This is a genomic window from Streptomyces sp. NPDC104831 (genome assembly GCF_055583025.1).
This window is the reverse complement of record NZ_JBVJOT010000019.1, coordinates 87,346-112,000: the sequence shown is the minus strand read 5'-3', so window position 1 is coordinate 112,000 and position 24,655 is coordinate 87,346. Positions and strand designations below refer to the sequence as shown.

The 24,655-nt window shown below is 73.7% G+C and carries 22 protein-coding genes; 7 read left to right on the top strand and 15 right to left on the bottom strand.

Annotated elements, in window-relative coordinates; translation table 11 throughout:
- Nucleotides 1-49 precede the first annotated feature (49 nt).
- Nucleotides 50-3,073, top strand: a complete 3,024-nt coding sequence (locus ACZ63H_RS15870; RefSeq protein WP_469865271.1) for an NACHT domain-containing protein — start codon at nt 50-52, stop codon at nt 3,071-3,073.
- Nucleotides 3,074-3,126: 53 nt separating this feature from the next.
- On the opposite strand, the gene ACZ63H_RS15865 is transcribed toward ACZ63H_RS15870, so the two are convergent.
- Complete coding sequence (locus ACZ63H_RS15865; protein ID WP_189997828.1) at nt 3,127-5,652, bottom strand: ATP-dependent Clp protease ATP-binding subunit; 2,526 nt, start codon at nt 5,650-5,652, stop codon at nt 3,127-3,129.
- A 430-nt stretch (nt 5,653-6,082) separates the two neighbouring features.
- Here ACZ63H_RS15865 and ACZ63H_RS15860 point away from each other — a divergent pair, with 430 nt between their 5' ends.
- The gene (locus tag ACZ63H_RS15860; RefSeq protein ID WP_469865269.1) at nt 6,083-6,751 is read left to right on the top strand and encodes an SCO3374 family protein; all 669 of its coding nucleotides are present in this window, start codon (nt 6,083-6,085) and stop codon (nt 6,749-6,751) included.
- On the opposite strand, the gene ACZ63H_RS15855 is transcribed toward ACZ63H_RS15860, so the two are convergent.
- The 10 genes from ACZ63H_RS15855 to ACZ63H_RS15810 all read right to left on the bottom strand — a co-directional run bounded on the left by ACZ63H_RS15855 (nt 6,730) and on the right by ACZ63H_RS15810 (nt 15,279).
- Nucleotides 6,730-7,065 (bottom strand): histone-like nucleoid-structuring protein Lsr2, encoded by a 336-nt coding sequence (locus ACZ63H_RS15855; protein WP_030606126.1) that lies wholly within the window; start codon nt 7,063-7,065, stop codon nt 6,730-6,732. The genes ACZ63H_RS15860 and ACZ63H_RS15855 overlap by 22 nt on opposite strands.
- Nucleotides 7,066-7,269: 204 nt before the next feature.
- Complete coding sequence (locus tag ACZ63H_RS15850; protein ID WP_469865266.1) at nt 7,270-7,803, bottom strand: amino-acid N-acetyltransferase; 534 nt, start codon at nt 7,801-7,803, stop codon at nt 7,270-7,272.
- A gap of 9 nt (nt 7,804-7,812) precedes the next feature.
- Nucleotides 7,813-8,235, bottom strand: a complete 423-nt coding sequence (locus ACZ63H_RS15845) for a BlaI/MecI/CopY family transcriptional regulator (RefSeq protein WP_469865328.1) — start codon at nt 8,233-8,235, stop codon at nt 7,813-7,815.
- Nucleotides 8,236-8,489: 254 nt separating this feature from the next.
- Nucleotides 8,490-8,666 carry a hypothetical protein gene (locus ACZ63H_RS15840; RefSeq protein WP_467936156.1) on the bottom strand — a complete coding sequence of 59 codons (177 nt, stop codon included), beginning with the start codon at nt 8,664-8,666 and terminating at the stop codon, nt 8,490-8,492.
- A gap of 337 nt (nt 8,667-9,003) precedes the next feature.
- Nucleotides 9,004-9,654, bottom strand: coding sequence for a hypothetical protein (locus ACZ63H_RS15835; protein ID WP_469865326.1), 651 nt, complete (start codon nt 9,652-9,654; stop codon nt 9,004-9,006).
- Between the two features lie 130 nt (nt 9,655-9,784).
- Nucleotides 9,785-10,582, bottom strand: a complete 798-nt coding sequence (locus tag ACZ63H_RS15830) for a type III pantothenate kinase (RefSeq protein WP_030606136.1) — start codon at nt 10,580-10,582, stop codon at nt 9,785-9,787.
- A gap of 5 nt (nt 10,583-10,587) precedes the next feature.
- Nucleotides 10,588-11,565, bottom strand: coding sequence for a carboxylating nicotinate-nucleotide diphosphorylase (gene nadC / locus ACZ63H_RS15825; protein ID WP_469865264.1), 978 nt, complete (start codon nt 11,563-11,565; stop codon nt 10,588-10,590).
- 5 nt (nt 11,566-11,570) lie between these two features.
- Nucleotides 11,571-13,292, bottom strand: a complete 1,722-nt coding sequence (locus ACZ63H_RS15820) for an L-aspartate oxidase (protein WP_469865262.1) — start codon at nt 13,290-13,292, stop codon at nt 11,571-11,573.
- Nucleotides 13,289-14,281: a pantoate--beta-alanine ligase gene (panC, locus tag ACZ63H_RS15815; protein ID WP_469865260.1), complete on the bottom strand. Its 993-nt coding sequence runs from the start codon at nt 14,279-14,281 to the stop codon at nt 13,289-13,291. Before panC ends, ACZ63H_RS15820 begins: the two co-directional genes overlap by 4 nt.
- Nucleotides 14,278-15,279: a Rossmann-like and DUF2520 domain-containing protein gene (locus ACZ63H_RS15810; RefSeq protein ID WP_469865258.1), complete on the bottom strand. Its 1,002-nt coding sequence runs from the start codon at nt 15,277-15,279 to the stop codon at nt 14,278-14,280. The genes panC and ACZ63H_RS15810 overlap by 4 nt, the downstream gene beginning before the upstream one ends.
- Before the next feature lie 168 nt (nt 15,280-15,447).
- Between ACZ63H_RS15810 and ACZ63H_RS15805 the strand changes: the two genes are divergently transcribed.
- Nucleotides 15,448-16,644, top strand: coding sequence for a threonine aldolase family protein (locus tag ACZ63H_RS15805; RefSeq protein WP_469865256.1), 1,197 nt, complete (start codon nt 15,448-15,450; stop codon nt 16,642-16,644).
- Between the two features lie 142 nt (nt 16,645-16,786).
- Here ACZ63H_RS15805 and ACZ63H_RS15800 read toward each other — a convergent pair whose 3' ends face one another.
- Nucleotides 16,787-16,993, bottom strand: coding sequence for a hypothetical protein (locus tag ACZ63H_RS15800; RefSeq protein WP_469865254.1), 207 nt, complete (start codon nt 16,991-16,993; stop codon nt 16,787-16,789).
- A 164-nt stretch (nt 16,994-17,157) separates the two neighbouring features.
- Between ACZ63H_RS15800 and ACZ63H_RS15795 the strand changes: the two genes are divergently transcribed.
- On the top strand, nt 17,158-18,261 hold the full coding sequence (locus tag ACZ63H_RS15795; protein WP_469865253.1) for a DUF5937 family protein: 1,104 nt from the start codon (nt 17,158-17,160) through the stop codon (nt 18,259-18,261).
- Between the two features lie 28 nt (nt 18,262-18,289).
- On the opposite strand, the gene ACZ63H_RS15790 is transcribed toward ACZ63H_RS15795, so the two are convergent.
- Nucleotides 18,290-18,961, bottom strand: a complete 672-nt coding sequence (locus ACZ63H_RS15790; RefSeq protein ID WP_469865251.1) for a response regulator — start codon at nt 18,959-18,961, stop codon at nt 18,290-18,292.
- Nucleotides 18,962-19,068: 107 nt separating this feature from the next.
- A complete protein-coding gene (locus tag ACZ63H_RS15785) occupies nt 19,069-20,274 on the bottom strand; it encodes a sensor histidine kinase (protein WP_469865249.1) in 1,206 nt (401 codons plus the stop codon).
- 118 nt (nt 20,275-20,392) lie between these two features.
- Between ACZ63H_RS15785 and ACZ63H_RS15780 the strand changes: the two genes are divergently transcribed.
- On the top strand, nt 20,393-21,580 hold the full coding sequence (locus ACZ63H_RS15780) for an SAM-dependent methyltransferase (RefSeq protein WP_469865247.1): 1,188 nt from the start codon (nt 20,393-20,395) through the stop codon (nt 21,578-21,580).
- A 34-nt stretch (nt 21,581-21,614) separates the two neighbouring features.
- On the opposite strand, the gene ACZ63H_RS15775 is transcribed toward ACZ63H_RS15780, so the two are convergent.
- A complete protein-coding gene (locus ACZ63H_RS15775; protein WP_469865245.1) occupies nt 21,615-22,766 on the bottom strand; it encodes an NADH-quinone oxidoreductase subunit D in 1,152 nt (383 codons plus the stop codon).
- A 31-nt stretch (nt 22,767-22,797) separates the two neighbouring features.
- Between ACZ63H_RS15775 and ACZ63H_RS15770 the strand changes: the two genes are divergently transcribed.
- A complete protein-coding gene (locus ACZ63H_RS15770) occupies nt 22,798-23,301 on the top strand; it encodes a PH domain-containing protein (protein WP_469865243.1) in 504 nt (167 codons plus the stop codon).
- A complete protein-coding gene (locus tag ACZ63H_RS15765) occupies nt 23,298-24,635 on the top strand; it encodes a PH domain-containing protein (RefSeq protein ID WP_469865241.1) in 1,338 nt (445 codons plus the stop codon). Before ACZ63H_RS15770 ends, ACZ63H_RS15765 begins: the two co-directional genes overlap by 4 nt.
- Nucleotides 24,636-24,655 lie beyond the last annotated feature (20 nt).

Below are 24,655 nucleotides of genomic sequence, written 5' to 3'. Positions count from 1 at the left end.
CGCGCTGACTAGGCTCACCCCATACGTCGTACGCACACGGGGGTGGCGGATGGAGCCGGCCGTACTGGGCAGCAAGCTGGCCTCCGGCCTGATCGGCCCGCTGGTGAGGAAGCTGTTCGTGCAGGACGGCCCCGGCGCGGGCCTGGCCGACCGCCCGGTACGGCTGTCGGCGCTGGTGTCGTTCCGGGGCGAGAAGCGGACACTGGGCGAGAAGGACGTCCACCGGCTGGCCGAGCGGATCGTGGCCCGGGCGGCGGAGTCGCCCGGCGAGCCCCCGTTCCCCGCCGACGAACGGGAGGCGGTCGCCGACGCGCTCGCCCGCCGCCTGCTCGCGCTCGGCGAGCTGGAGATGGAGGACGTCCAGGCCGTACGGCTGGGCAGCGCGGAGTTCGCCCGGCGACTGCGGCGCCACGCCCCGGCCCCGGACGGCCTGTCCGCCGACGCCCGCGCCTTCCTCGACTCCGCCGCCGAGTGGGCCTGCCTGCACATCCTGGAGTTCTTCACCCGGCGGTCGACCTTCGTGGCCCGCACCCTGGTGGAGCAGAGCCGCGCCCAGGCGGAACTCATCGCCAAAGTGGACGAACTGATCGCCCGCACCCCGCGCCCCGACGCCCGCGACACGGCCTTCGAACGCCGCTACCTCCCCTACCTCGCCGACCGCCACGACCACATCACCATCTACGGCATCGACCTGCGCGACTCCCCCGACCGGTGGCCGCTCTCCGTCGCCTACCTGAGCCTGGAGGCGACCACCCCGGACGAGTGGCCACGCGGTCCGGAACCCGCGGAGCGCCCGCCCGCCACGGCCGGCCGGCTCTCCGCCGAGGAGGCGCTGACCGGCGGCTCCCGCGTGCTCCTGCGCGGCGACGCCGGTTCCGGCAAGACGACCCTGGTGCAGTGGCTGGCGGTCACCGCGGCCCGCGACGCCGACCGGATCCCGTTCGTCCTCCCGCTACGCACCCTGGTCCGCACGGGCCCGCTGCCCGCGCCGGGCGGCTTCCTGACGGCGGTGAGCTGCCCGCTGACCCCGCCGGAGGGCTGGGCCGAACGGGTCCTGGCCGTGGGCCGGGGCCTGCTCCTGGTCGACGGCCTGGACGAGATCCCGGCCGCCGACCGCCACCGCGTCCGCGACTGGCTGCGCTCGCTGCTCGCCGCCTATCCCGGCAACGCCGTCCTCCTGACCTCCCGCCCGACCGCCGTGCGCCCCGACTGGCTGGCCCAGGAAGGCTTCCGGGAACTGACCCTCGCCCCGATGCGCCGTACCGAGGTGGCGACGTTCGTGCACCGCTGGCACGAGGCGGCGCGGGCACCGGAGTACGAGCAGCCGCTGCTGGACTCGCTGCGCACCAAGCGCGACCTGGCCCGGCTTGCCACCAACCCGCTGATGTGCGGCCTGATCTGCGCCCTGCACCGGGAACGCCGGGGCTATCTCCCGACCGGCCGCAAGGAGTTGTACGACGCCGCCCTCACGATGCTCCTCGCCCGCCGGGACCGGGAGCGGGGCATGGGCGCCGAACCCGGTGAGGAGGCACAGCTGGAACTGCTCCAGCGGCTGGCGTACGCGCTGGTGCTCAGCGGCCGCACGGAGATGGACCTCGATGCGGCCGAGGGCATCGTGGAGCGGTGTCTGCCCGCGATCGCGTCGGCGCCCGGGGACGCGGCCTCGGTGCTGCGTGCGCTCCTGCTGCGCAGCGGCCTGCTGCGGCAGCCGGCGGAAGGGGTGGTCGACTTCGTCCACCGCACCTTCCAGGACTACCTGGGCGCGCGGTACGCGGTGGAGGAGGGCCACCTCGACGTCCTCCTCGGCCACGCCGACGACACCCAGTGGGAGGACGTCATCCGCATGGCGGTGGCCCACGCCCGGCCACGTGAACGGGCATGGCTGCTCCGGCGGTTGCTGGCCCGGGGCACTCCCCGCCTGACGCTGCTGGCGCTGGCCTGCCTGGAACACGCGACCGCCCTGGACCCCGGGGTGCGGGCGGAGATCGAGGAGCGGGCGGGCAGGCTGATCCCACCGCGGACGACGGAGGACGCCAGAGCCCTGGCGGAAGCGGGCCCGCTGGTACTGGAGTTGCTGCCGGGACCGGAGGGCCTGACGGCCGAGGAGGCCCACGGGGTCACGGTCACCGCCTCGCTGCTGGGGGTGGAGGAACCGGACGGGGCGCTGGCGGTGCTGCGCCGGTTCCGGGACCACCCGGACCTGGATGTGCGACGGCAACTGGTGGGGACCTGGTCGCGTTTCGACGCCGGTGTCTACGCGACGGAGGTCCTGGACCACCTGGACCGCACGGACCTCGTCCTGACCTGCGAGTCGGCCGAACAGCGCGCGGCGGTGGCCCGGATGTGTCCCTGGCAGCGCCTGCACTTCCGGGGGGAGCACTTGATCGAGGACATCATCACCACGGTGCCGGACCCCGAGGCGGTGCGGGCACTCACCCTGTCGGCCAATCCGTGTCCCGTTGATCTGGGCGCCCTGACGCGGTTCCGTTCCCTGCGCGCTCTGTCGGTTTTCGGCTGTCCCGAGGCCCACGGTGTGGCCCGCCTCGCCGAACTGCCGCTCGCGCAGTTCGACTGCGCCGGCGTTACGGACCTGACCGGTCTACGGGCCTTGCGGTCCCTCACCCGGCTCGCCGTGAGCCAGCCGTTGCCGGGCACCGACCTGCGCCTCACCCTGCCCGTCAACGCTCCGCTGAGGTTCCTCCACCTCGGCGACCGCAGCGTCGACAACACAGGGCTGCGCGGGCTGGAGCACTGGACGGAGCTGCGCACGCTGAGTCTCGGACTGCTGACCACGGAGCTGACGGCCGACGACTGGAGCCGGGTCGCCCGGCTTCCCGGGCTCGTCCGGCTCCACCTGGAGTGGAGCGCCCGTTGGGACTTGCACCTCCTGCCGGAACTTCCCGGCATTCGGGACTTGCGGGTTTCCTCGTCATTCGGCGAGGGAGGGCTGTCCGTGCTGGCATCCAGGCTCCCGGGCCTGCGCTCGGTCACCTTGGTGGCCCTCCCCGGCACCGCGCTCTTCCCCGTCGCGCCCCTCTTCCCCCACGCCGAAGTGACCCTCGAACAACGCTGAAGGGGCCGGTGCCCGAAGGCACCGGCCCCTTCACCGGCTGAACCGCCGGAGGCTTACGCGTCCTTGCTCAGGTTCGGACCCGCCCCACCCGCGGCCTGCTCGATCGGCGGAGCGTCCGGCAGGGCCGACTTCTCCTCACCGCGGAAGGTGAAGGTGGCGGCGTCGCCCTCGCCCTCGGTGTCCACGACCACGATGTGACCGGGGCGCAGCTCGCCGAAGAGGATCTTCTCCGAGAGCGTGTCCTCGATCTCGCGCTGGATCGTGCGGCGCAGCGGCCGGGCACCCAGCACCGGGTCGTAACCCTTCTTGGACAGCAGCTCCTTGGCGGACTGGGAGAGCTCGATGCCCATGTCCCGGTCCTTCAGGCGCTCGTCCACCTTGCCGACCATGAGGTCGACGATCCGCAGGATGTCCTCCTGCGTGAGCTGCGGGAAGACGACCACGTCGTCGACGCGGTTGAGGAACTCGGGGCGGAAGTGCTGCTTCAGCTCGTCCGACACCTTGTTCTTCATGCGCTCGTAGTTGGTCTTCGTGTCGCCCGCGGCGGCGAAGCCGAGGTTGAAGCCCTTGGAGATGTCCCGGGTGCCGAGGTTGGTCGTCATGATGATGACCGTGTTCTTGAAGTCCACGACCCGGCCCTGGGAGTCGGTCAGGCGACCGTCCTCCAGGATCTGCAGCAGCGAGTTGAAGATGTCCGGGTGGGCCTTCTCGACCTCGTCGAAGAGGACGACCGAGAACGGCTTGCGGCGGACCTTCTCCGTCAGCTGGCCGCCCTCCTCGTAGCCCACGTAGCCGGGGGGCGAGCCGAAGAGACGGGAGACCGTGTGCTTCTCGCTGAACTCCGACATGTCGAGGGAGATCAGGGCGTCCTCGTCACCGAAGAGGAACTCGGCGAGCGCCTTGGACAGCTCGGTCTTACCGACACCGGACGGGCCGGCGAAGATGAACGAACCACCCGGACGCTTCGGGTCCTTCAGACCGGCGCGGGTACGGCGGATCGCCTTCGACAGCGCCTTGACGGCGTCGTTCTGGCCGATGACCCGCTTGTGCAGCTCCTCCTCCATGCGGAGCAGGCGGCTGGACTCCTCCTCGGTCAGCTTGAAGACCGGGATGCCGGTGGCCGTGGCGAGGACCTCGGCGATCAGCTCGCCGTCGACCTCGGCGACGACGTCCATGTCGCCGGCCTTCCACTCCTTCTCCCGCTTCGCCTTCGCGGCCAGGAGCTGCTTCTCCTTGTCGCGCAGCGACGCGGCCTTCTCGAAGTCCTGCGAGTCGATCGCGGACTCCTTGTCCCGGCGGACGGCGGCGATCTTCTCGTCGAACTCGCGCAGGTCCGGCGGAGCGGTCATCCGGCGGATGCGCATCCGGGAACCGGCCTCGTCGATCAGGTCGATCGCCTTGTCCGGCAGGAAGCGGTCCGAGATGTACCGGTCGGCCAGCGTGGCCGCCTGGACCAGGGCCTCGTCCGTGATGGAGACGCGGTGGTGCGCCTCGTAGCGGTCGCGCAGGCCCTTGAGGATCTCGATCGTGTGCGGCAGGGACGGCTCGGCGACCTGGATGGGCTGGAAGCGGCGCTCCAGGGCCGCGTCCTTCTCCAGGTGCTTGCGGTACTCGTCCAGCGTGGTGGCACCGATGGTCTGGAGTTCGCCGCGGGCCAGCATCGGCTTGAGGATGCTCGCCGCGTCGATGGCGCCCTCGGCGGCACCCGCACCGACCAGCGTGTGCAGCTCGTCGATGAACAGGATGATGTCGCCGCGGGTGCGGATCTCCTTGAGCACCTTCTTCAGGCGCTCCTCGAAGTCACCGCGGTAGCGGGAGCCGGCGACCAGGGCGCCGAGGTCCAGCGTGTAGAGGTGCTTGTCCTTGAGGGTCTCGGGGACCTCGCCCTTGACGATGGCCTGGGCGAGGCCCTCGACGACGGCGGTCTTGCCGACGCCGGGCTCACCGATGAGGACCGGGTTGTTCTTCGTGCGGCGGGACAGCACCTGCATGACCCGCTCGATCTCCTTCTCGCGCCCGATGACGGGGTCGAGCTTGGACTCGCGAGCGGCCTGGGTGAGGTTCCGGCCGAACTGGTCCAGGACGAGAGAGGTCGAGGGGGTGCCCTCGGCCGGGCCGCCCGCGGTGGCGGTCTCCTTGCCCTGGTAACCGGAGAGCAGCTGGATGACCTGCTGCCGCACCCGGTTGAGGTCTGCGCCCAGCTTGACGAGGACCTGGGCGGCGACGCCCTCGCCCTCGCGGATCAGGCCGAGCAGGATGTGCTCCGTGCCGATGTAGTTGTGGCCCAGCTGAAGGGCCTCGCGGAGCGACAGCTCCAGGACCTTCTTGGCACGGGGGGTGAAGGGGATGTGCCCGGACGGAGCCTGCTGGCCCTGACCGATGATCTCCTCCACCTGCTGGCGGACCGCCTCAAGCGAAATGCCGAGGCTCTCCAGGGCCTTAGCGGCGACACCTTCGCCCTCGTGGATGAGACCCAGGAGGATGTGCTCGGTGCCGATGTAGTTGTGGTTGAGCATCCGGGCTTCTTCCTGAGCCAGGACGACAACCCGCCGCGCGCGGTCGGTGAACCTCTCGAACATCGTTAATCGCTCCTCAGAGCGGTCAGGCAGTGGGGGGAACTTCCCCTCCCTGTCCTTCCGCAGCTTAGTCCCGCAAGCGGGGACCGCTCATTCCAACTGCCGACACCGTCGATGGCCTCCTGACCGTGTGCGCCGACATCTGCTCCAACCCGATGGTGCGAGACGATGTTCCCGCAGGCCAGGCAGTTACCCCACTCGCCAGTACGCCGTTGGCGAACGTGAGACGGCCCGTTCTGCGTGTCGCCCCCTCCCACTAGGGATGTCTTACCCGCAGGGACTGACACTCCATGCCGCGCGCCCCGGTTCCCTCCGCTACGGGCGAACAGCCTTGCGCGGCCCCCGGCCCCCACACGCCCCCTCCTCCGGCACTCACCGCAGCCGACGGGGCACCCAGCGTAACCCGGGCGCCGCTCCCGCGGTTGCAGTGGGCATGGCTGGCTCCGTCCCCGTGACGACCTCGGTCCCCCCGCCCCGCCGGTCCGTCGCGGCGGCCGCGCCGCCCGGCGGTCCGGGCACCGGCCCGGACGCCCGGGCCCGGCACCGGTACGAGAACGAACTGGGCTGGCCGACCGCGCCCGGACGGCCGCTGCGGCTGGTCACGGGGGTGCGGTTCGACGTGCTGGACGTGCCGGCCGAGGCGGGCGCGCGGGCGCTGCGGCACCTCGCGCCGGGCTCCCCGGTGATCCTCCGGGGCGATCGCATGGAGCTGCTGGTGGCTCCGGGCGGCGCGGAGGAGCTGCCGGGACTGCTGGAGTGGCTGGAATGGGGCCCGGTGTCCCTGGACCTGCGGGCCCTGGGACCGGGCGGCACGCTGCGCGCCCCGGCACCGGCCGGGAGCGGGCGGGCCGCCTCAGCGCAGGGGGCCGCCGTGTGGCTGCGGCCCCCCGGACCGGGACGCGAGGACGTCGAGTCCTCGCTGCCGGCCATGCCGGGCGTGCCCGGTGTGACGGCCGTGCCGGCCATGGGGCGCGAGGGGAGCGCCCCCGATCTCGTACGGCTGGTGGACACGGTGGCAGCGCACTGTCACCGGGTCCGGCTGCGGCGCGGGTGCGCCGGGCGTTCCGCCGGCCGGCGGGATCAGCCGTTGGCCTTCTCGTAGGCCTCGCGAATCGACGCGGGAACGCGGCCCCGGTCGTTGACCTCGTAACCGTTCTCCTTCGCCCAGGCGCGGATGGCCGCGGTGTCCTGGTTGCCGCCGGAAGCGGCACGCGCCTTTCCACGCCCGCCGGAGGCGCGGCCACCGGTACGGCGCCCGCCCTTCACATAGGGCTCGAGAAGACCGCGCAGCTTGTCCGCGTTGGCGGTCGTGAGGTCGATCTCGTACGTCTTGCCGTCCAGCGCGAACGTCACGGTCTCGTCCGCCTCGCCGCCGTCGAGGTCGTCGACAAGAAGGACCTGAACCTTCTGTGCCACCGCATTTCCTTTCATCGATAACGTTGAGGACCAGGGGTGTGCGGCGTCCGCCGTTTCGCCGCCCCTGTTATATGCAGTACTGCAGTACGTCGGAAAGCAAACCGCTTTTGCCGGAAAAACACAAACCCTCGGGAGTGACCCGGCACCCCGGCCCGGCCCGGAAACATGCGCGTTTCGGACATAGGGCACTGCGGGCAATGACGATCACAGATGCAGAAGCATCCGACTGTTGCCCAAGGTGTTCGGCTTCACTCGTTCGAGACCGAGGAACTCCGCGACGCCCTCGTCATAGGAACGCAACAGCTCCGCGTACACATCGGTGTCGACCGGCGTCTCCCCGATCTCCACGAAGCCGTGCTTCCCGAAGAAGTCCACTTCGAAGGTCAGGCAGAAAACCCGGCGAACGCCGAGCCAGCGCGCGGTCTCCAGCAACTTCTCCAGCACCTGATGTCCCACGCCGGCGCCCTTGAGGCCGGGCTTCACCGCGAGAGTGCGCACTTCCGCCAGGTCCTCCCACATGACGTGCAGCGCGCCGCAGCCGACGACCTCGGCGTTGTCGTCGCGTTCGGCGACCCAGAACTCCTGGATGTCCTCGTAAAGCGTGACGGTGGCTTTGTCGAGCAGGATGCGGTCGCGGACGTAGGCGTCGAGGAGGCGGCGCACGGCCGGGACATCGCTGGTCCGGGCCCGCCGGACGGTGATGGCTTTTGCGGAGACTTCGGCACGCTCTGCTGACATGAGCGGACGCTATCGCCCGCCGGTGCCCTCTGCCGAGCCGGGGTTCTCCTCTTGCCGGGCTTCGGGTGCTTCCTGTTGCCGGGCTTCGGCGGCTTCCCGGGTTTCTTCCGGCCCCTGGACGATGCGCACGGCGTCCCTGAGGGCCTGGCGCTGTTCCTCGCTCATCATGCCGAAGAACGCGACGAGAGCGGCCGCGGGGTTGTCGCTCTGGGACCAGGCGTCGTTCATCAGGGCGGCGGCGTACGCGGCGCGTGTCGACACGGCTTCATATCGATAGGCCCGGCCTTCCGCCTCGCGGCGCACCCAGCCCTTCTGATGGAGATTGTCCAAAACGGTCATCACGGTGGTGTACGCGATGGAGCGTTCCTGCTGGAGGTCTTCCAGGACTTCTCGAACGGTCACCGGGCGGTTCCACTTCCACACCCGCGTCATGACCGCGTCTTCGAGTTCTCCCAAGGGGCGAGGCACAGCTCAGAACAATAGTGGGAGAACCGGTCAATGGCCTGCCGGACGTGCACTAGGACGTCAAACCCGAACAAAAAGGGCGCGCCAAGGGAGAAGGCGGGCCTTGTGAGCGGGGGCGCCGGGACCACCGGGGGACGGCGCCGCCGGGCAGCGCGCGGCGGCCGCGCGGGACGCCCGCGCGGCCGGGTCCCCGCCCGGGGCCCGCGTCCGGCCGGGGTGGCTCAGACGTCGGCGGCCGGGCGCGTGGGCGCGCCGTCCACGCGGGCGAGGGCGGCGTCGACGGCCGCGTCCTCCTTGGCCTTGGCGGCCCCGCCCTGGGTCTTCACGATCACCCTGACCACACCGATGAAGAACGCGGCCATGACGACCGGGGGCACGAGCGCGGAGACGTAGTCCATGCCTCCAGAGTAGCCACGGCGACCCGCGCGAAAGGCCCGGGGTGCGACGAACCACCCCCACGCACCACAAGCCCCGCCGACGACCGCCGAAGACCCCGCCCGCCGACCGCGCACACCGGCGAAGCCCGCCTCCCCGTCGGGGCCGCCCCGCACCCGGCCACGCACCCGCGCGGACGCGGCACCCCGCCCACCGCCCGGCAGCCGCCGACGGCGCTCGGCCCGCGGCAGGGCCACTCGCCCCGGACCGCGCAGCCGCACGGCCGGCCCGGGCGGGAGAACGCCCACCCGCCCGGTCACAAGCCGTGCACGGTGAACCGCCCGGACGGGGCGGGGCTCCTCAGACCGCGGCCAGCCGCTGCGGTGCCGCCGGCTCGGCCGGCGGTGCCGGCTTGCGGCGCGGGAAGACCTCGCCCGGCGTGGGAATGGGCCGCTTGGGCGCCCCCGGGTCCGCACCGGGCCGCTCCGCCGGAGGCGCGGGCGCCGGCTTCTCCGCCGGCTTCGGCGGCTCCCCGGCCGCCCCGCCGGCCTGCCGCGCCCCACACACCCCCGCCCCGCCCGCGAGGGCCAGCAGCCGCGTCCGCGCGGCCGGCACGGCGGGCACCGGCGCCCTGCGCGCCCCCTGGGCGAACCGTGCCCGTACGTCCTGCCCGGCCGGCACCCGGCAGCGGTCCAGCAACGCCGCCGCCACCCGGTTCCCGCGCAGCGCCCGGAGCGCGGCGAGATCGTCCGGCGCCGGACGGTACCCGGCCCCGAGGGCCTCCTCCAGCAGGGCGAGGTAACCGGCGGCCGTACCCGGCAGAGCGGCCCGGTAGCGGCCCAGGTCGGCCACCAGGAAGGCGCGCAGCCTGGCCCCCTCGCACAGCGCCTCGTCCAGCGAGTCGGCGAGCCGGAGGCAGTCCTGCACGTCCTCGGCGGAGGCGTGGCCGGGGTGGAGGGCGAGGGCGAGGGCGCGGCGGAGCACACGCAGCTCCTCCGCGCCGAACGCCATGCCGCCGCGGGATCCGTATGGCGTGGGCATGCGGCGACGCTAGCGCTAATCGGACAAAAGTGACACAACAGGATGTTTTTTCGCCGCGTGTCGCTCCCCGGTTCCCTCGTCCGGGCCCTCCGGGCGCCCCTTACAGCCGGGACACGTTCCGTTCGTAGACCAGGCGCAGCCCGATCAGCGTCAGCCAGGGCTGGTGCTCGTCGATCACCGAGGACTCCCCCAGCACCATCGGCGCGAGACCGCCCGTGGCGATCACCGTCACGTCGTCCGGGTCGTCGGCCAGCTCCCGGGCCATCCGGTCCACCACGCCGTCGACCTGGCCGGCGAACCCGTACACGATGCCCGCCTGCATGGCCTCGACGGTGTTCTTGCCGATCACGCTGCGCGGCCGGGCCACCTCGATCTTCCGCAGCTGCGCGCCCTTGACGCCGAGCGCCTCCACCGAGATCTCGATGCCGGGCGCGATCACCCCGCCGACGTACTCGCCGCGCGCGGAGACCGCGTCGAACGTCGTCGCCGTGCCGAAGTCGACGACGATCGCCGGGCCGCCGTACAGCTCGACGGCCGCGACCGCGTTGATGATCCGGTCGGCGCCGACCTCCTTGGGGTTGTCGGTGAGGATCGGCACGCCCGTCTTCACGCCCGGTTCGACCAGGACGGCGGGCACGTCGCCGTAGTACCGCCGGGTGACCTCGCGCAGCTCGTGCAGGACCGACGGCACGGTCGCGCAGATCGCGATGCCGTCGATGCCGTCGCCCAGCTCCTCGCCGAGCAGCGGGTGCATGCCCATCAGGCCCTGGAGCAGCACCGCCAGCTCGTCCGCCGTGCGGCGCGCGTCCGTGGAGATGCGCCAGTGCTCGACGATGTCCTCGCCGTCGAACAGGCCGAGGACGGTGTGCGTGTTGCCGACGTCGATGGTGAGCAGCATGGCCGTTACTCCGCCTCGCGCAGATCCAGGCCGATGTCCAGGATCGGCGAGGAGTGGGTGAGCGCGCCGACGGCCAGGAAGTCCACGCCCGTGTCGGCGTACGCGCGCGCGTTCGCGAGCGTCAGCCGGCCGGAGGCCTCCAGCAGCGCCCGGCCGCCGACGATGCCGACGGCCTCCTCGCACTCGCCGGGCGTGAAGTTGTCCAGCAGGATCAGGTCGGCGCCCGCGTCCACCACCTCGCGCAGCTGGTGCAGGGTGTCGACCTCGACCTCGATCGGCACGTCCGGGAAGGACTCCCGCACGGCCGTGAACGCCTGCGCGACGCCGCCGGCGGCGACCACGTGGTTGTCCTTCACCAGGGCCGCGTCGGACAGCGACATGCGGTGGTTGACGCCCCCGCCGCAGCGGACGGCGAACTTCTCCAGCGCGCGCAGGCCCGGGGTCGTCTTGCGGGTGTCCCGCACGCGCGCCTTGCCGCCCTCCAGCGCGTCCGCCCACGCGCGCGTGGCGGTCGCGATGCCGGAGAGCCGGCACAGCAGGTTCAGCGCGCTGCGCTCGGCGGTGAGCAGGTCACGGGTGCGCGTGGTGACCGACAGCAGCTTCTGCCCGGCCTCGACCCGGTCGCCGTCGTCCACGTGCCGCTCGACTTCGAACTCGTCCGTGCAGACCACGGAGAGCACGGCCTCGGCGACCCGGAGGCCGGCCACGACGCCCGCCTCGCGCGCGGTGAAGTCGCCGGTGGCCACCGCGTCCTCGGGGATGGTGGCGACCGTGGTCACGTCGACGCCGCCGGCCAGGTCCTCCTGGATGGCGACGGTCGCGATGTCCTCGACCTCGACCGGGTCGAGCCCGGCGGCGGCCAGCAGCTCGGCGAGCGCGGGGTCCAGCCCGCACTCCAGGTACTCCTCGTCGCCCTCGGCGCCGCAGCCGCAGCCGTCGCCGCAGCCGCCGGTCGGGGCGAGAGGAAGGTCGTCGGTGCTCACGTCTGTCACTGCTCCTGGGGGCGCTGGTTGTGCCGGGTAGGGGGGAAGTCTGCGGTGTCGGTGGTGCGTACGGCCAGCGACCGGTCCGGATTCAGCCGTACGACGATGTGGCGCCGCCAGTGGGCGTCGTCGCGGTCGGCGCGGTCCTCGCGCCAGTGGCAGCCGCGGGTCTCCTCGCGCAGCCGGGCGGCGGCGACCAGCACCCGGGCCACGCACAGGAGGTTGGTCGCCTCCCACGTGTCCACGCCGGGCTCTGCGGTCTTGCCGTTCTCCTCCAGCGCATCCCGGGCCTCGGCGTGCAGCCGCTGGAGCCGGTCGGCGGCCCGGGCGAGGGACTCCTCGGAGCGCAGGACGCCCGCGCCCTCGGTCATGGTCCGCTGGACGGCGAACCGGGTCTCGGGGGCGAGCAGCGGGTGCGCGGGCCGGTCCGGCTGCGGGACCGGTACGGGCACGCGCGCGTGGAGGGTGCCGTCCGCCCGCGCGGCGGCGATGTCGGCGGCGATCCGCTCGGCGTAGACCAGCCCTTCGAGCAGGGAGTTGGAGGCGAGCCGGTTGGCGCCGTGCACGCCGGTGCACGCGACCTCGCCGCACGCGTACAGGCCGGGCACGGTGGTGCGGCCGTGGGCGTCGGTGCGGACGCCCCCGGAGGCGTAGTGGGCGGCCGGGGCGACCGGAACGGGTTCGGTGACCGGGTCGATGCCGTGGGCGCGGCAGGCGGCCAGGATGGTCGGGAAGCGCCGCTCCCACATCTCGGCGCCGAAGTGCCGCGCGTCCAGGTACATGTGCTCGGCGCCCTGCTCCAGCATCCGCCGCAGGATGCCCTTGGCGACGATGTCCCGGGGCGCCAGCTCGGCCAGCTCGTGCCGGCCGACCATGAAGCGCACGCCGTCGCCGTCGACCAGGTGGGCGCCCTCGCCGCGCACGGCCTCGGAGACCAGCGGCTGCTGGCCCTCGGCGTCCGCGCCGAGGAACAGCACGGTCGGGTGGAACTGCACGAACTCCAGGTCGGAGACCTCGGCGCCCGCGCGCAGCGCCAGCGCCACGCCGTCGCCGGTCGACACCGACGGGTTGGTGGTCGCGGAGAACACCTGGCCCATGCCGCCGGTCGCGAGGACGACCGCGGGGGCGTGCACGGCGCCCACGCCGTCGTGCTGGCCCTCGCCCATCACGTGCAGGGTGACCCCGGCCGTGCGGCCGTCGGCGTCCGTCAGCAGGTCCAGGACGAGCGCGTTCTCGATGGTGTGCAGCCCGCGCGCGCGGACCGCCTCCACCAGGGCGCGGGAGACCTCGGCGCCGGTCGCGTCGCCGCCGGCGTGCGCGATGCGGCGCCGGTGGTGCCCGCCCTCGCGGGTGAGGTGGATGTCGCCGCCGTCGTCGGTGTCGAAGTGGGCGCCGGTGGAGATCAGCCGCCGGACCGCGTCGGGGCCCTCGGTGACGAGGGTCCGTACGGCCTCCTCGTCGCACAGGCCCGCGCCGGCGACGAGGGTGTCCTCGAGGTGCTGTTCGGGGGTGTCCCCCTCGCCGAGGGCGGCGGCGATGCCGCCCTGCGCCCAGCGCGTGGAGCCGTCGTCCAGCCGTGCCTTGGTGACCACGACGGTGGTGAGACCGGCGGCCTCGCAGCGCAGGGCCGCGGTCAGGCCGGCCACGCCGGAGCCGACGACGACCACGTCCGCGGAGATGGCCCAGCCGGGGGCGGGCGCGTGCAGTCGTATGCCTGTGCTGGTCACGAGGCGGCTCCGAAGGTGAGGGGGAGGTTGTCGATCAGCCGGGTCGAGCCGACCCGGGCGGCGACGGCGAGGACGGCCTCGCCGGTGAAGTCGTCGCCGATCTCGGTGAAGTCGGCGGGGTCGACCAGCGCCAGGTAGTCCAGCCGCAGCGGCGGGTCGAGGCGGAGGGCCTCGTCCAGGACCTGCTGGGCGGCGGCGCGCACGGCCGCCGGGCCGCCGGGTACGGCGGTGGCAACGGCGTGCGCGTCGGCGGCGGCACGGGACTCGCCTATGGCGCTGAGCGCCTCGGCACGCGCGCGCGTGGAGGGCACTTCCCGGGCCCGCGCGCGCAGCGCCTCCTGGGCCGCGTGCCGGTCCCGGCCGGCGAACAGCGCGCGGGACAGCGCGAGCGCGGTCCGGCGCTCGCCGGGCGACAGATAGCGGTTGCGGCTGGACAGGGCGAGCCCGTCCTCCTCGCGCACGGTGGGTACGGCGACGATCTCGACGCCGAAGTTCAGGTCCCGCACCATGCGCCGGATCAGGGCGAGCTGCTGGGCGTCCTTCTGCCCGAACAGGGCGACGTCGGGGCGGGTGAGGTGCAGCAGCTTGGCGACGACGGTGAGCATGCCGTCGAAGTGGCCGGGCCGCGCGGCACCCTCCAGGCGCTCGCCCATGGGCCCGGCGCTGACCCGCACCTGGGGCTCGCCGCCGGGGTACACCTCGTCCACGGAGGGCGCGAACACGGCGTCCGCGCCGGCCCGCCCGGCCAGTGCCAGGTCGGCGTCCAGGGTGCGCGGGTAGCGGTCCAGGTCCTCGCCCGCGCCGAACTGGAGCGGGTTGACGAAGACCGTGACGACGACCTCGCCTTCCGGGCCCGCGATCCGTCGCGCGGAGCGGATCAGGGTCGCGTGGCCCTCGTGCAGGGCGCCCATGGTCATCACGACGGCGCGGCGGCCGTGGCGCACGCGCGCGTGCAGCTCTTCGGCGGTGCTCAGCAGGGCGGTGGTCATCGGTCGTTCCCCTCGGTGCCGGTCGTGCCGTCGGTTCCGTTCGTGCCGTCGGTGCCGGTGGCGTCGTTCGTGCCGTCGGTGCCGCGGCTCGTGCGGCACCCGTCGGCGAGTACCCCGAGGAGGTCCTCGGCGAGTTCCGGCTTCAGCAGACCGCCGGCGAGCGCGCGGTCGGCGGTCGCGCGCGCCATCGCCAGATAGCCGGCCACGGTCTGCGGGGCGTGCTTGCGCAGTTCGGTGATGTGCGCGGCGACCGTGCCGGCGTCCCCGCGCGCGACCGGCCCGGTCAGGGCGGCGTCGCCGGAGCGCAGCGCGTTGTCCAGGGCGGCGCCGAGCAGCGGGCCGAGCATCCGGTCGGGCGCGCCCACACCGGCCGTGCGCAGCAGGTCCATGGACTGGGCGACCAGGGTCACCAGGTGGTTGGAGCCGAGGGCGAGGGCCGCGTGGTACAGCGGGCGGTTCTCCTCGCTGATCCACTCCGGCTCGCCGCCCATCTCGATCACCAGGGCCTCGGCGGCCAGCCGCAGTTCCTCCGGCGCGGTGACGCCGAAGGAGCAGCCCGCGAGGCGCTGGACGTCCACCGGGGTGCCGGTGAAGGTCATCGCCGGGTGCAGGGCCAGCGGCAGGGCGCCCGCGCGCAGGGCGGGGTCGAGGACCCTCGCGCCGTAGCGGCCGGAGGTGTGCACCAGCAGCTGTCCCGGCCGCACCGCGCCGGTCTCGGCGAGGCCCGCGGCCAGGCCGGGCAGGGCGTCGTCGGGGACCGTGAGCAGCACCAGGTCGGCGCGCTGGAGCACCTCGGCGGGCGGCACCAGCGGAACGCCCGGGAGCATGGCCTCGGCGCGCCTGCGGGAGGCGTCGGAGACTCCGGAGACGGCCACCGGGCGGTGCCCGGCGAGCTGGAGGGACGCGGCCAGCGCGGGGCCCACGCGGCCGGCGCCGACGACACCGACGGTGAGCCGCGCGGGGCGGTCCTTGAGGTCTGGCTGGTGGACTGTACTCACGCGACGGAGGCCTTCCCGTTCCAGTCCGCTCTGGGTACCGGACGATTTCTCGTCATGTTAACGCTATCGGGTGCGGCGGCGGCCGGTCGTCCACAGGCTGTGGGTTTGTCCACACCCCCGGACGGAAATCCGGCCGCCCGCGCGCGCGTGGGGCGGCATGATCCGTCCATGACTGATGCGGTGGTACCTGGCGAACACGAGGACGACGACCGGCAGGCGGACACGGAGGCCCCCGCGGCGGAGCGGATGCGGCAGCGGCGCCGGGCCGCCTTCGCGAAGGCGGAACGCGTGCTGTCGCGGCCGGGCCACCGGCGCACGATCCGGGAGCGGCTCGCGGTCCTGGAGGCGGCGTCCGAGGTGTACGACCTGGACCGGTACCCGGACGTCTACGGCGACGGGATCGTGGCCGACCTGGAGGAGCGGGTCGCGGCCCTGCTCGGCACGGAGGCCGCCGCGTTCTTCCCGACCGGCACGATGGCCCAGCAGGTGGCCCTGCGCTGCTGGGCGGGCCGCACCGGGAACCCGACGGTGGCCCTGCACGCCCTGGCCCACCCCGAGGTGCACGAACGGCACGCGTTCAGCCAGGTCAGCGGCTTGCGTCCGGTGCGGGTGACCGGCGCGCCCCGGCTGCCCACGGCGGCCGAGATACGCGACTTCCCCGAACCCTTCGGGACGCTGGCGCTGGAGCTGCCCCTCCGGGACGCCGGGTTCGTGCTGCCCACCTGGGAGGAGCTGACGGAGGTCGTCGAGGCCGCGCGGGAGCGGGACGCGGTGGTGCATTTCGACGGCGCGCGCCTTTGGGAGTGCACGGTCCGCCTCGGCCGGCCCCTGGCGGAGATCGCGGGCCTCGCCGACAGCGTCTACGTGTCGTTCTACAAGTCCCTCGACGGCTTCGGCGGCGCCGCGCTGGCCGGCCCGGGGACGCTGGTGGAGGAGGCCAGGACCTGGCGGCACCGGTACGGCGGCGCGGTCTACCAGCAGTTCCCCACCGTGCTGTCCGCGCTCGTCGGGCTGGAGCGCGAGTTGCCCCGGCTGCCGGACTACGTGCGGCACGCGCGCGTGGTCGCCGCCGCGCTGCGCGAGGGCTTCGCCGCGGCCGGCCTCCCGTGGGCCCGCGTGCACCCCGGGGAGCCGCACACCCACGAGTTCCGGGTCTGGCTGCCGTACGACGCCGACGTCCTGGCGGAGGCGGCCGTGCGGCAGGCGGAGGAGACGGGCACGTTCCTCTTCGCCGACGCCTGGGACCGGGGCGGGCCGGGGCTCGCCTTCACCGAGGTCTCGGTGCGCGCGCCGGGCCTGGACTGGACGGCGGACGACGTACGGGCGGCCGCCGCCGACTTCGCGCGCCGACTGCCCGGCGCGTGACCGGCGCGCACGGCGTGTGCGCTCGCACGGCGTGTGCGTCGCGCGCCGCTACGACCGCCGGTCCGTCACGCCGTCCGCGCCCGCACGGCCCGCACGCCGTGCGTCACCGGGCACGGCGGTGTGGGCCACGGCGCGGGAGGCGTCACAGCGCTCTCGGCCGCAGCCACCGGCGCAGGGCGTACCGCAGCCGCCCGCGCGCCGGGCGCCCGGCGATGACGGCGTCGAAGCGCCGGTGCTCCCGCAGTCCGCGCAGCGCGTCCAGGTCGTGCCGGCCCGGCGCGGGCGGTGCGGGCTCGCCGTGCAGACGGGCGCGGTAGGTGTCGAGGAGGTACTGCTGGGTGACGCTCATGGCGGATCGCCTTCTCGGGACGTGAACTGATCGGGTGACTGATCGGGCTCCGCGGCTGCCCCGGTGCCCTCAGCCTGCTGTCCGGCCCGCGCGGTTGTCCCGTCGATTGACGGCTGCCGTCAATCGACGGGGGCACTGTCGGTGGGCCGGTGCACGATGGGGGCATGAGCGTGACCATCGACATCACCGGACTGCCGCTGGAGCAGGTCACCGTCGTGCCGTCTCCGCTGGCGGAACTGGGAATGGCGCTGCACGCGCTGAGCGAGCCCGGCCACCACCCCGACCTGCGGGGCTGGGCGACCGCCGTCTCCTCCCGGCTGGAGCCCTGCCTGGCCGACCGGCTGTGCGAGGCGGACTTCCTGTGGCGCTCGACGTTCTCGGACGTCTTCGCCCCGTTCGCCGGCATCCCGGGCGGACGCGCGCTGCCCGGGGCCACCCTCGCCGAGGAACTGGACCTGCTGGACAAGCTGACGGACGGGCAGTTCGTCAACGCGGCGCTGGAGTTCACCTGCCAGCTGCGCTACGACGTCCAGGAGACCGGCCCGCTGGAGGACCCGGAACTGCGCCGCCGCTCCCTGGAGCTGGCCGCCGCGCGCGGTGTCGTGCAGGAGCGGTTCACGCGCCGCCTGCTGACCGACCCGCCGGCCGTGCGCGCCTGGTTCCGGCAGCTGATGCTCGACTGCGACGACGCGTTCTTCGCCGACACCTGGGCCCGGATCCAGCCCCAGCTGGCCGCGGACGCCCGGCACAAGACCGAGCTGCTGCGCCGCAAGGGCCTCGGCGAGGCCCTCGCCTCGCTGTCCGCGGCGGTGTCGCTGGACGAGGAGGGCCGGCTGATCACGGTCGACAAGCTGCTGACCGGCCGCACCGCCACCGGCGACGGCGGCCTGGTCCTGGTGCCGACCAGCCTCGGCTGGCCGCACCTGATGGTCCTGCACCGGTACGGCTGGCAGCCGACGATCACCTATCCCGCGAGCGGTCCCCGGCCGCAGGCCCCGTCCGTGGAGCAGCTCACGCGCCGGCTGGACGCGCTGGCGCACCCGGTGCGGATGCGGCTGTGCCGGCACCTCGCGCGCGCCCCGCACACCACCAGCGAGCTGGCCGACGCGCACGGCATGACGGCGCCCGAGATATCCCGGCACCTGGCGGTGCTGAAGAAGGCGGGCCTGATCACCGACTGCCGGCGCGGCCGGTACGTCCAGCACCAGCTGGACCTGGCCGCGGTGGCCCGGCTGGGCAGCGACTTCATCGAGGGCGTCCTGCGCTGAGCCGCCGCCCCGGAACCGCCCGGGGAGGTCAGCCGTGGCCGCCCGCGCGCACGAGTCCCGTCTCGTACGCCAGGACGACCACCTGCACCCGGTCCCGGAGGCCGAGCTTGGTCAGGATGCGGCCCACGTGGGTCTTCACCGTGGCCTCGCTCAGTACCAGCCGGGCCGCGATCTCGCCGTTGGACAGGCCCTGGGCGACCAGCACCATGACCTCGCGCTCGCGCTCCGTGAGCCGCTCCAGCTCCTTGTGCCGGGGCTCCTTGCCGGTGGCGGGCAGCATCGGCGCGAAGCGGTCCAGCAGCCGCCGGGTGGTGGAGGGCGCGACGACCGCGTCACCGCTGTGCACGGCGCGGATCGCGGCCAGCAGGTCGCCGGGCGGCACGTCCTTGAGCATGAAGCCGGACGCGCCCGCCTTCAGCCCGGAGAAGGCGTACTCGTCCAGGTCGAACGTGGTCAGGATGAGCACCTTCGGCGGGTCGGGCTCGGAGCAGATCCGCCGGGTGGCCTCGACGCCGTCCAGTTTCGGCATCCGGACGTCCATCAGGATGACGTCGACGGCGGTGGACCGCAGCACCTGGAGGGCCTCCACGCCGTCGCCCGCCTCCGCGACGACGTCCATGTCCGGCTGGGCGTCGAGCACCATCCGGAACCCGGTGCGCAGCAGCACCTGGTCGTCGACGAGCATCACGCGGATCGTCATGGGTCCTCTTCCGTTTCGTCGGCCGCCGTCTCCGGTTGCCGTCCTGGGGTGCGGTCTCAGGGTGCCGTCTTGCGCGCCGGTGGGGCGCGCGGGGGCGCGTGGCGGGGTCAGTGCGCCGGCTTGAGCGGCAGCAGGGCGCTGATGCGGAATCCTCCGCCGGGGCGCGGGCCCGCGTCCAGCGTGCCGCCGACCATGCCGACGCGCTCGCGCATGCCGATCAGGCCGTGCCCCCGGCCGTCGGCGCCGCCCTCCTCGTACAGCTCGTGCGGGGCGCCCTTGCCGTCGTCCTCGACCAGCAGGCCGAGACCGTCGTCGAAGTAGACCAGGCGCACGCTCGCGCCCGCGTTGGGCCCGCCGTGCTTGCGGGTGTTGGTCAGCGCCTCCTGCACGATCCGGTACGCGGTCAGCTCCACCCCGCTGGGCAGCGGGCGCGGGGTTCCCTCCACCTTGAAGTCGACCGGCAGGCCGGAACTGCGGCACTGGTCGATGAGGTCGTCGATCTGCTCGACGTCGGGCTGCGGGACGTACTCCCCGCTCTCCTGGTGCTCGCCGGTGCGCAGCACGCCCAGCAGGCGGCGCATCTCGGCCAGGGCCTGGCGGCCGGTGGAGGAGATCGTCTCCAGGGCCTTCTTGGCCTGGTCGGGCGCGGTGTCCATGACGTAGGCGGCGCCGTCGGCCTGCACCACCATCACCGACACGTTGTGCGCGACCACGTCGTGCAGCTCGCGCGCGATGCGGGCGCGCTCGGCGGCGACCGCGACCTTCGACTGCGCCTCGCGCTCCTTCTCCAGACGGGCCGCGCGCTCCTCCAGCTGGGCGAAGTAGGCACGCCGGGTGCGCATGGAGTCACCGAGCACCCAGGCGAGGGCGAAGGGCACCGTCTGGAAGACCGCGATGGCGACCTGCCCGGCGAAACTGGCCTGCTCCTGCGGCCAGCGGATCTGCGCCATGGCCGCCGCGCAGAGGCTGACGGAGAGGGCGAGCCGGGAGGACCAGCGCGCGCCGATCGCCGCGACCGTGTAGGTGATCACCAGCATGGCGAAGTCGGCGACGGTCGTCTCGACGTCCAGGACCAGCTGGGCCAGCCCGGTCGCCACGGCGACCAGCAGCATCGGCTCCGGGAAGCGACGGCGCAGCGCCACGACCACGCACAGGACCGCGGACACGGCGATACCGGCGGGCAGCGACCCGTGGTGGTGCGGCGCCCCGGCGGAATTGACCTCGCTCATCCCGGAGATCCCGAACAGGACGACGGCCCAGAAGGCGTCGACCCAGAACGGGTGGCGGCGGAGGAAGTCATAGAGGCGCTGCACGTAACCCAGCGTAGGGAAACCGGGTGCGTGTAGGGGTCAACCGGAGGGCCGATCCGCGCCCGGCGCGCGTACTCCGCAAGGTGGATGCCGTGATCACCTGTGCGCCTACTCTGGCACCGTGACGGATGGGACGACCACGGGCGTACGCCCCGGGGAGCGCGGCCCGCGCGGCTGGCGCGCGGCGGCCGGGGCCGCGCTGTACGGGCCGGGCGGCTTCTACCTGCGCCCGGAGGGCCCGGCCGGTCACTTCCGTACGTCCGTGCACGCCTCCCCGCTGTTCGCGCGGGCCGTGGCCCGGCTTCTGTGCCGGGTGGACGCGGCGCTCGGGCACCCCGCCGTGCTGGACTTCGTGGACGTGGGCGCCGGGCGCGGGGAACTGACCGGCGGGGTGCTCGCCGCGCTGCCGGGCGAGGTGGCCGCGCGCACGCGTGCGTACGCCGTCGAACTCGCCGGCCGCCCGCCGGGCCTGGACGAACGGATCGTCTGGCGCGGCGAGCCGCCGGACGCGGTCACCGGGCTGCTGTTCGCCAACGAGTGGCTGGACAACGTCCCCGTGGACGTCGTGGAGGTGGACGCGGCGGGCGTGCCCCGGCTGGTGCTCGTCGCGGAGGACGGCTCCGAGCGGCTCGGGGAGCCCGTGACGGGGGCGGCGGCCGACTGGCTCGCGCGCTGGTGGCCGCTGCCGCCCGAGGAGGGGCTGCGGGCGGAGATCGGGCTGCCCCGGGACCATGCCTGGGCGGCGGCCGTGGCCCGGGTGACACGGGGGCTCGCGGTGGCCGTGGACTACGCGCACACCGTGGACACGCGCCCGCCCTTCGGAACGCTCACCGGCTTCCGCGAGGGACGGGAGACGGCGCCCGTGCCGGACGGCTCGTGCGACATCACGGCACACGTCGCCCTGGACGCGTGCGCGGCGGCACCGGGCGCGGAGTACCCGCCCGGCACGCCGTCGGCTCCGGGGCCGGCGGGATCCCGGGCACCGTCGGCTCCGGGGTGTACGACACCGCTCACGCGCCCTGTGGCGCCACCCTCGCCCTCCGCCACGCCCGAGACGGCGCACGTCGCCCCCGAAACGGCGCGCGAGCTTCCCGCTCCACGCCTGCTCACGCAGCGCGCTGCCCTGCGCGCCCTGGACCTCACCGGCGCACGCCCCCCGCTCGCGCTGGCCTCCACGGACCCCTCCGGATACCTGCGCGCCCTCGCGAGCGCCGGGGAGGCCGCCGAACTCACGGCACCGGGCGGCCTCGGCGACTTCGGCTGGCTGCTCCAGCCGGTCGGCGTCCCGGACCCCCTGGAGGGGCGGTAGCGGCCCCGGGGCCGGGGCGCGCCGGCCGGGCGGCCTACTTGTCGATGTCGCCGACCACGAAGAACAGCGAGCCCAGGATCGCGACCATGTCCGCCACCAGCGTCCCCGGCAGCAGCTCGGTCAGCGCCTGGATGTTGTTGTACGAGGCCGAGCGCAGCTTCAGCCGGTACGGGGTCTTCTCGCCCTTGCTGACCAGGTAGTAGCCGTTGATGCCGAGCGGGTTCTCGGTCCACGCGTACGTGTGCCCCTCGGGCGCCTTCAGCACCTTCGGCAGCCGCTGGTTGATCGGCCCGGGCGGCAGCCCGGCGAGCCGGTCCAGGCAGGCGTCGGCGAGGTCCAGGGCGTTGTGGGTCTGCTCCAGCAGCACCTCGAAGCGGGCGAGGCAGTCGCCCTCGGCGCGGGTCACCACCTTCAGGACGTCCTGGAGGGCGCCGTAGGCCAGGTAGGGCTCGTCGCGGCGCAGGTCGAAGTCGACGCCCGAGGCGCGCGCGATGGGCCCGCTCACGCCGTAGGCGTGCACCGCCTCGGGTGCGAGCACCCCCACGCCCCGCGTGCGCCCCCGGAAGATCTCGTTGCCGAGCACCAGGTCGTCGAAGACGTCCATCCGCGAACGCACCGCGGCGACGGCCTCGCGCGCGCGTGCCGTCCAGCCCGCCGGCAGGTCCTCCTTGAGGCCGCCGACGCGGTTGAACATGTAGTGCATGCGCCCGCCGGAGACCTCCTCCATGACGTTCTGGAGCACCTCGCGCTCCCGGAAGGCGTAGAACACCGGCGTGATCCCGCCCAGCTCCAGCGGGTAGGAGCCGAGGAACATCAGGTGGTTCAGCACCCGGTTCAGCTCGGCGAGCAGGGTGCGCGTCCACACCGCCCGCTCCGGGACCTCCATGCCGAGCATCCGCTCCACCGCGAGGACCACGCCCAGCTCGTTCGAGAACGCCGACAGCCAGTCGTGGCGGTTGGCCAGCACGATGATCTGCCGGTAGTCGCGCGCCTCGAAGAGCTTCTCGGCACCCCGGTGCATGTATCCGATCACCGGCTCCGCGCGGAGGATGCGCTCCCCGTCCAGCACGAGCCTGAGCCGCAGCACCCCGTGCGTGGACGGGTGCTGGGGCCCGATGTTGAGCACCATGTCGGTGCTCTCCGCCGCGCCGCCGATGCCGACCGTGGTCTCCGTCGTAGGAGTCATGGGCCCAGTTTCCCCTACGTACGCTGGGCCCATGGAAACGGGGAGCCCGGACGGGACCGGAGTGGCGGCGGACCAGCCGGCGTGGCGGCGGCTGGAGCCCGGCCTGCTGCGGGTGCGGCGGCTGCTGCTGGTGGTGTGGACGGGGGTGCTCGCGGTGGCGGCCGGGCTGCTGCCGGGGCTGTTCGCGGGGCCCGCGTGGGCGGCGTGCGCGCTGCTGCCGCCGGCGTGCGCCGCCGTGTGCTGGCGGCTGCTGGGGCGCAACTGGCACTCCTGGCGGTACGCCGAGCGCGCCGACGACCTGCTGATCAGCCGCGGTGTCCTGTGGCGCGAGGAGACGGTGGTGCCGTACGGACGGATGCAGCTGGTGGAGGTGACCTCCGGGCCCCTGGAGCGGCGCTTCGGGCTGGCCACCGTGCAGCTGCACACGGCCGCCGCCGCGACCGACGCGACCATCCCCGGCCTGGACCCGGCCGAGGCGGAACGGCTGCGCGACCGGCTCACCGAGCTGGGCGAGGCACGATCGGCGGGCCTGTGACACCCCCGGACCACGCCGAGGGCGGCATACCGGGGCGCGCGCCCGTCATCGAGCGCCGGCTGCACCCGGTCACGCCCCTGCGCCGGGCGTGGGCGCCGCTCGCCGTGCTGGCCGGCTGGGCCGTGCACGACCCGAACGGCACGCAGGAGCAGCTCGCGCGGCTCACCGACACCATGCTGCTGCTGGGGCTCGCGGTGCTGGTGCCGGCGGCCGGCCTCTACGGCTTCCTGTCCTGGTGGTTCACGCACTACGCCGTCACCGACACCGAACTGCGGATACGCACCGGACTGCTGTTCCGGCGCACCGCGCACATCCGGCTGGAGCGCGTGCAGGCCGTGGACGTCTCCCGCCCGCTCCTCGCGCGCGTGGCGGGCGTCGCGAAGCTGCGCATCGACGTCGTGGGCGCCGACGACAAGGACGAACTGGCCTTCCTCGGCGAGCGCGAAGCGCGCGCCCTGCGCGCGGAGCTGCTCGCGCGCGCGGCCGGTTTCGCTCCCGAGACGGCGCGTGAGGTCGGAGAGGCACCGGCGCACGTCCTGCTGCGCGTGCCCCCGCGCGAGCTGGCGCGCTCACTGGCGCTGACCGGCGCCACCTGGGGCTCGCTGTGCGCCGCGCTGGTCGTCCCGACCGTGCTGTGGCTCGTCACGGAGAACCTGTGGACGGTCCTCGCCACCGCCCTGCCGCTGCTCGGCACGGCCGGGGCGAGCAGTGTGGGACGGTTCGTCACCGAGTTCGACTGGACGGTGAGCGAGTCCCCGGACGGGCTGCGCATCGACCGCGGACTGCTGGACCGGGCGCACGAGACGGTGCCGCCCGGCCGGGTGCAGACCGTGCGGATCGTGGAACCGCTGCTGTGGCGGTGGCGCGGCTGGGTGCGGGTGGAACTGGACGTGGCCGGGTCCGACAACTCCGTGCTGATACCGGTCGCCCCGCGCGCGGTCGCCGAGTCGGTCCTCGCGCGCGTGCTGCCCGGGATGACGGTGCCGCCGGAGCTGTCGCCCGTGCCGCGCCGGGCCCGGTGGTGCGTGCCGGTGTGGTGGCGCGGGCACCGGCTCGCCGTCACCGGCACGGTGTTCGCCGCCCGCAGCGGCCTGCTGTGCCGCCGGCTCTCGCTGGTCCCGCACGCCAAGGTGCAGAGCGTACGGCTCACCCAGGGGCCCTGGGAGCGCTGCCGGGGACTCGCCGACGTACGGGTGGACACCGGGGCGGACAAGACCGTCACGGCCCGGCTGCGCGACGCCGGGGAGGCCGCGCGGCTGCTCGCGGAGCAGGCGGAGAGGTCCCGCACGGGCCGCCGGGACGCCCCGCCGGACCGCTGGATGACGACGGGCTGACCGGCGCGGGCCCCGGACAG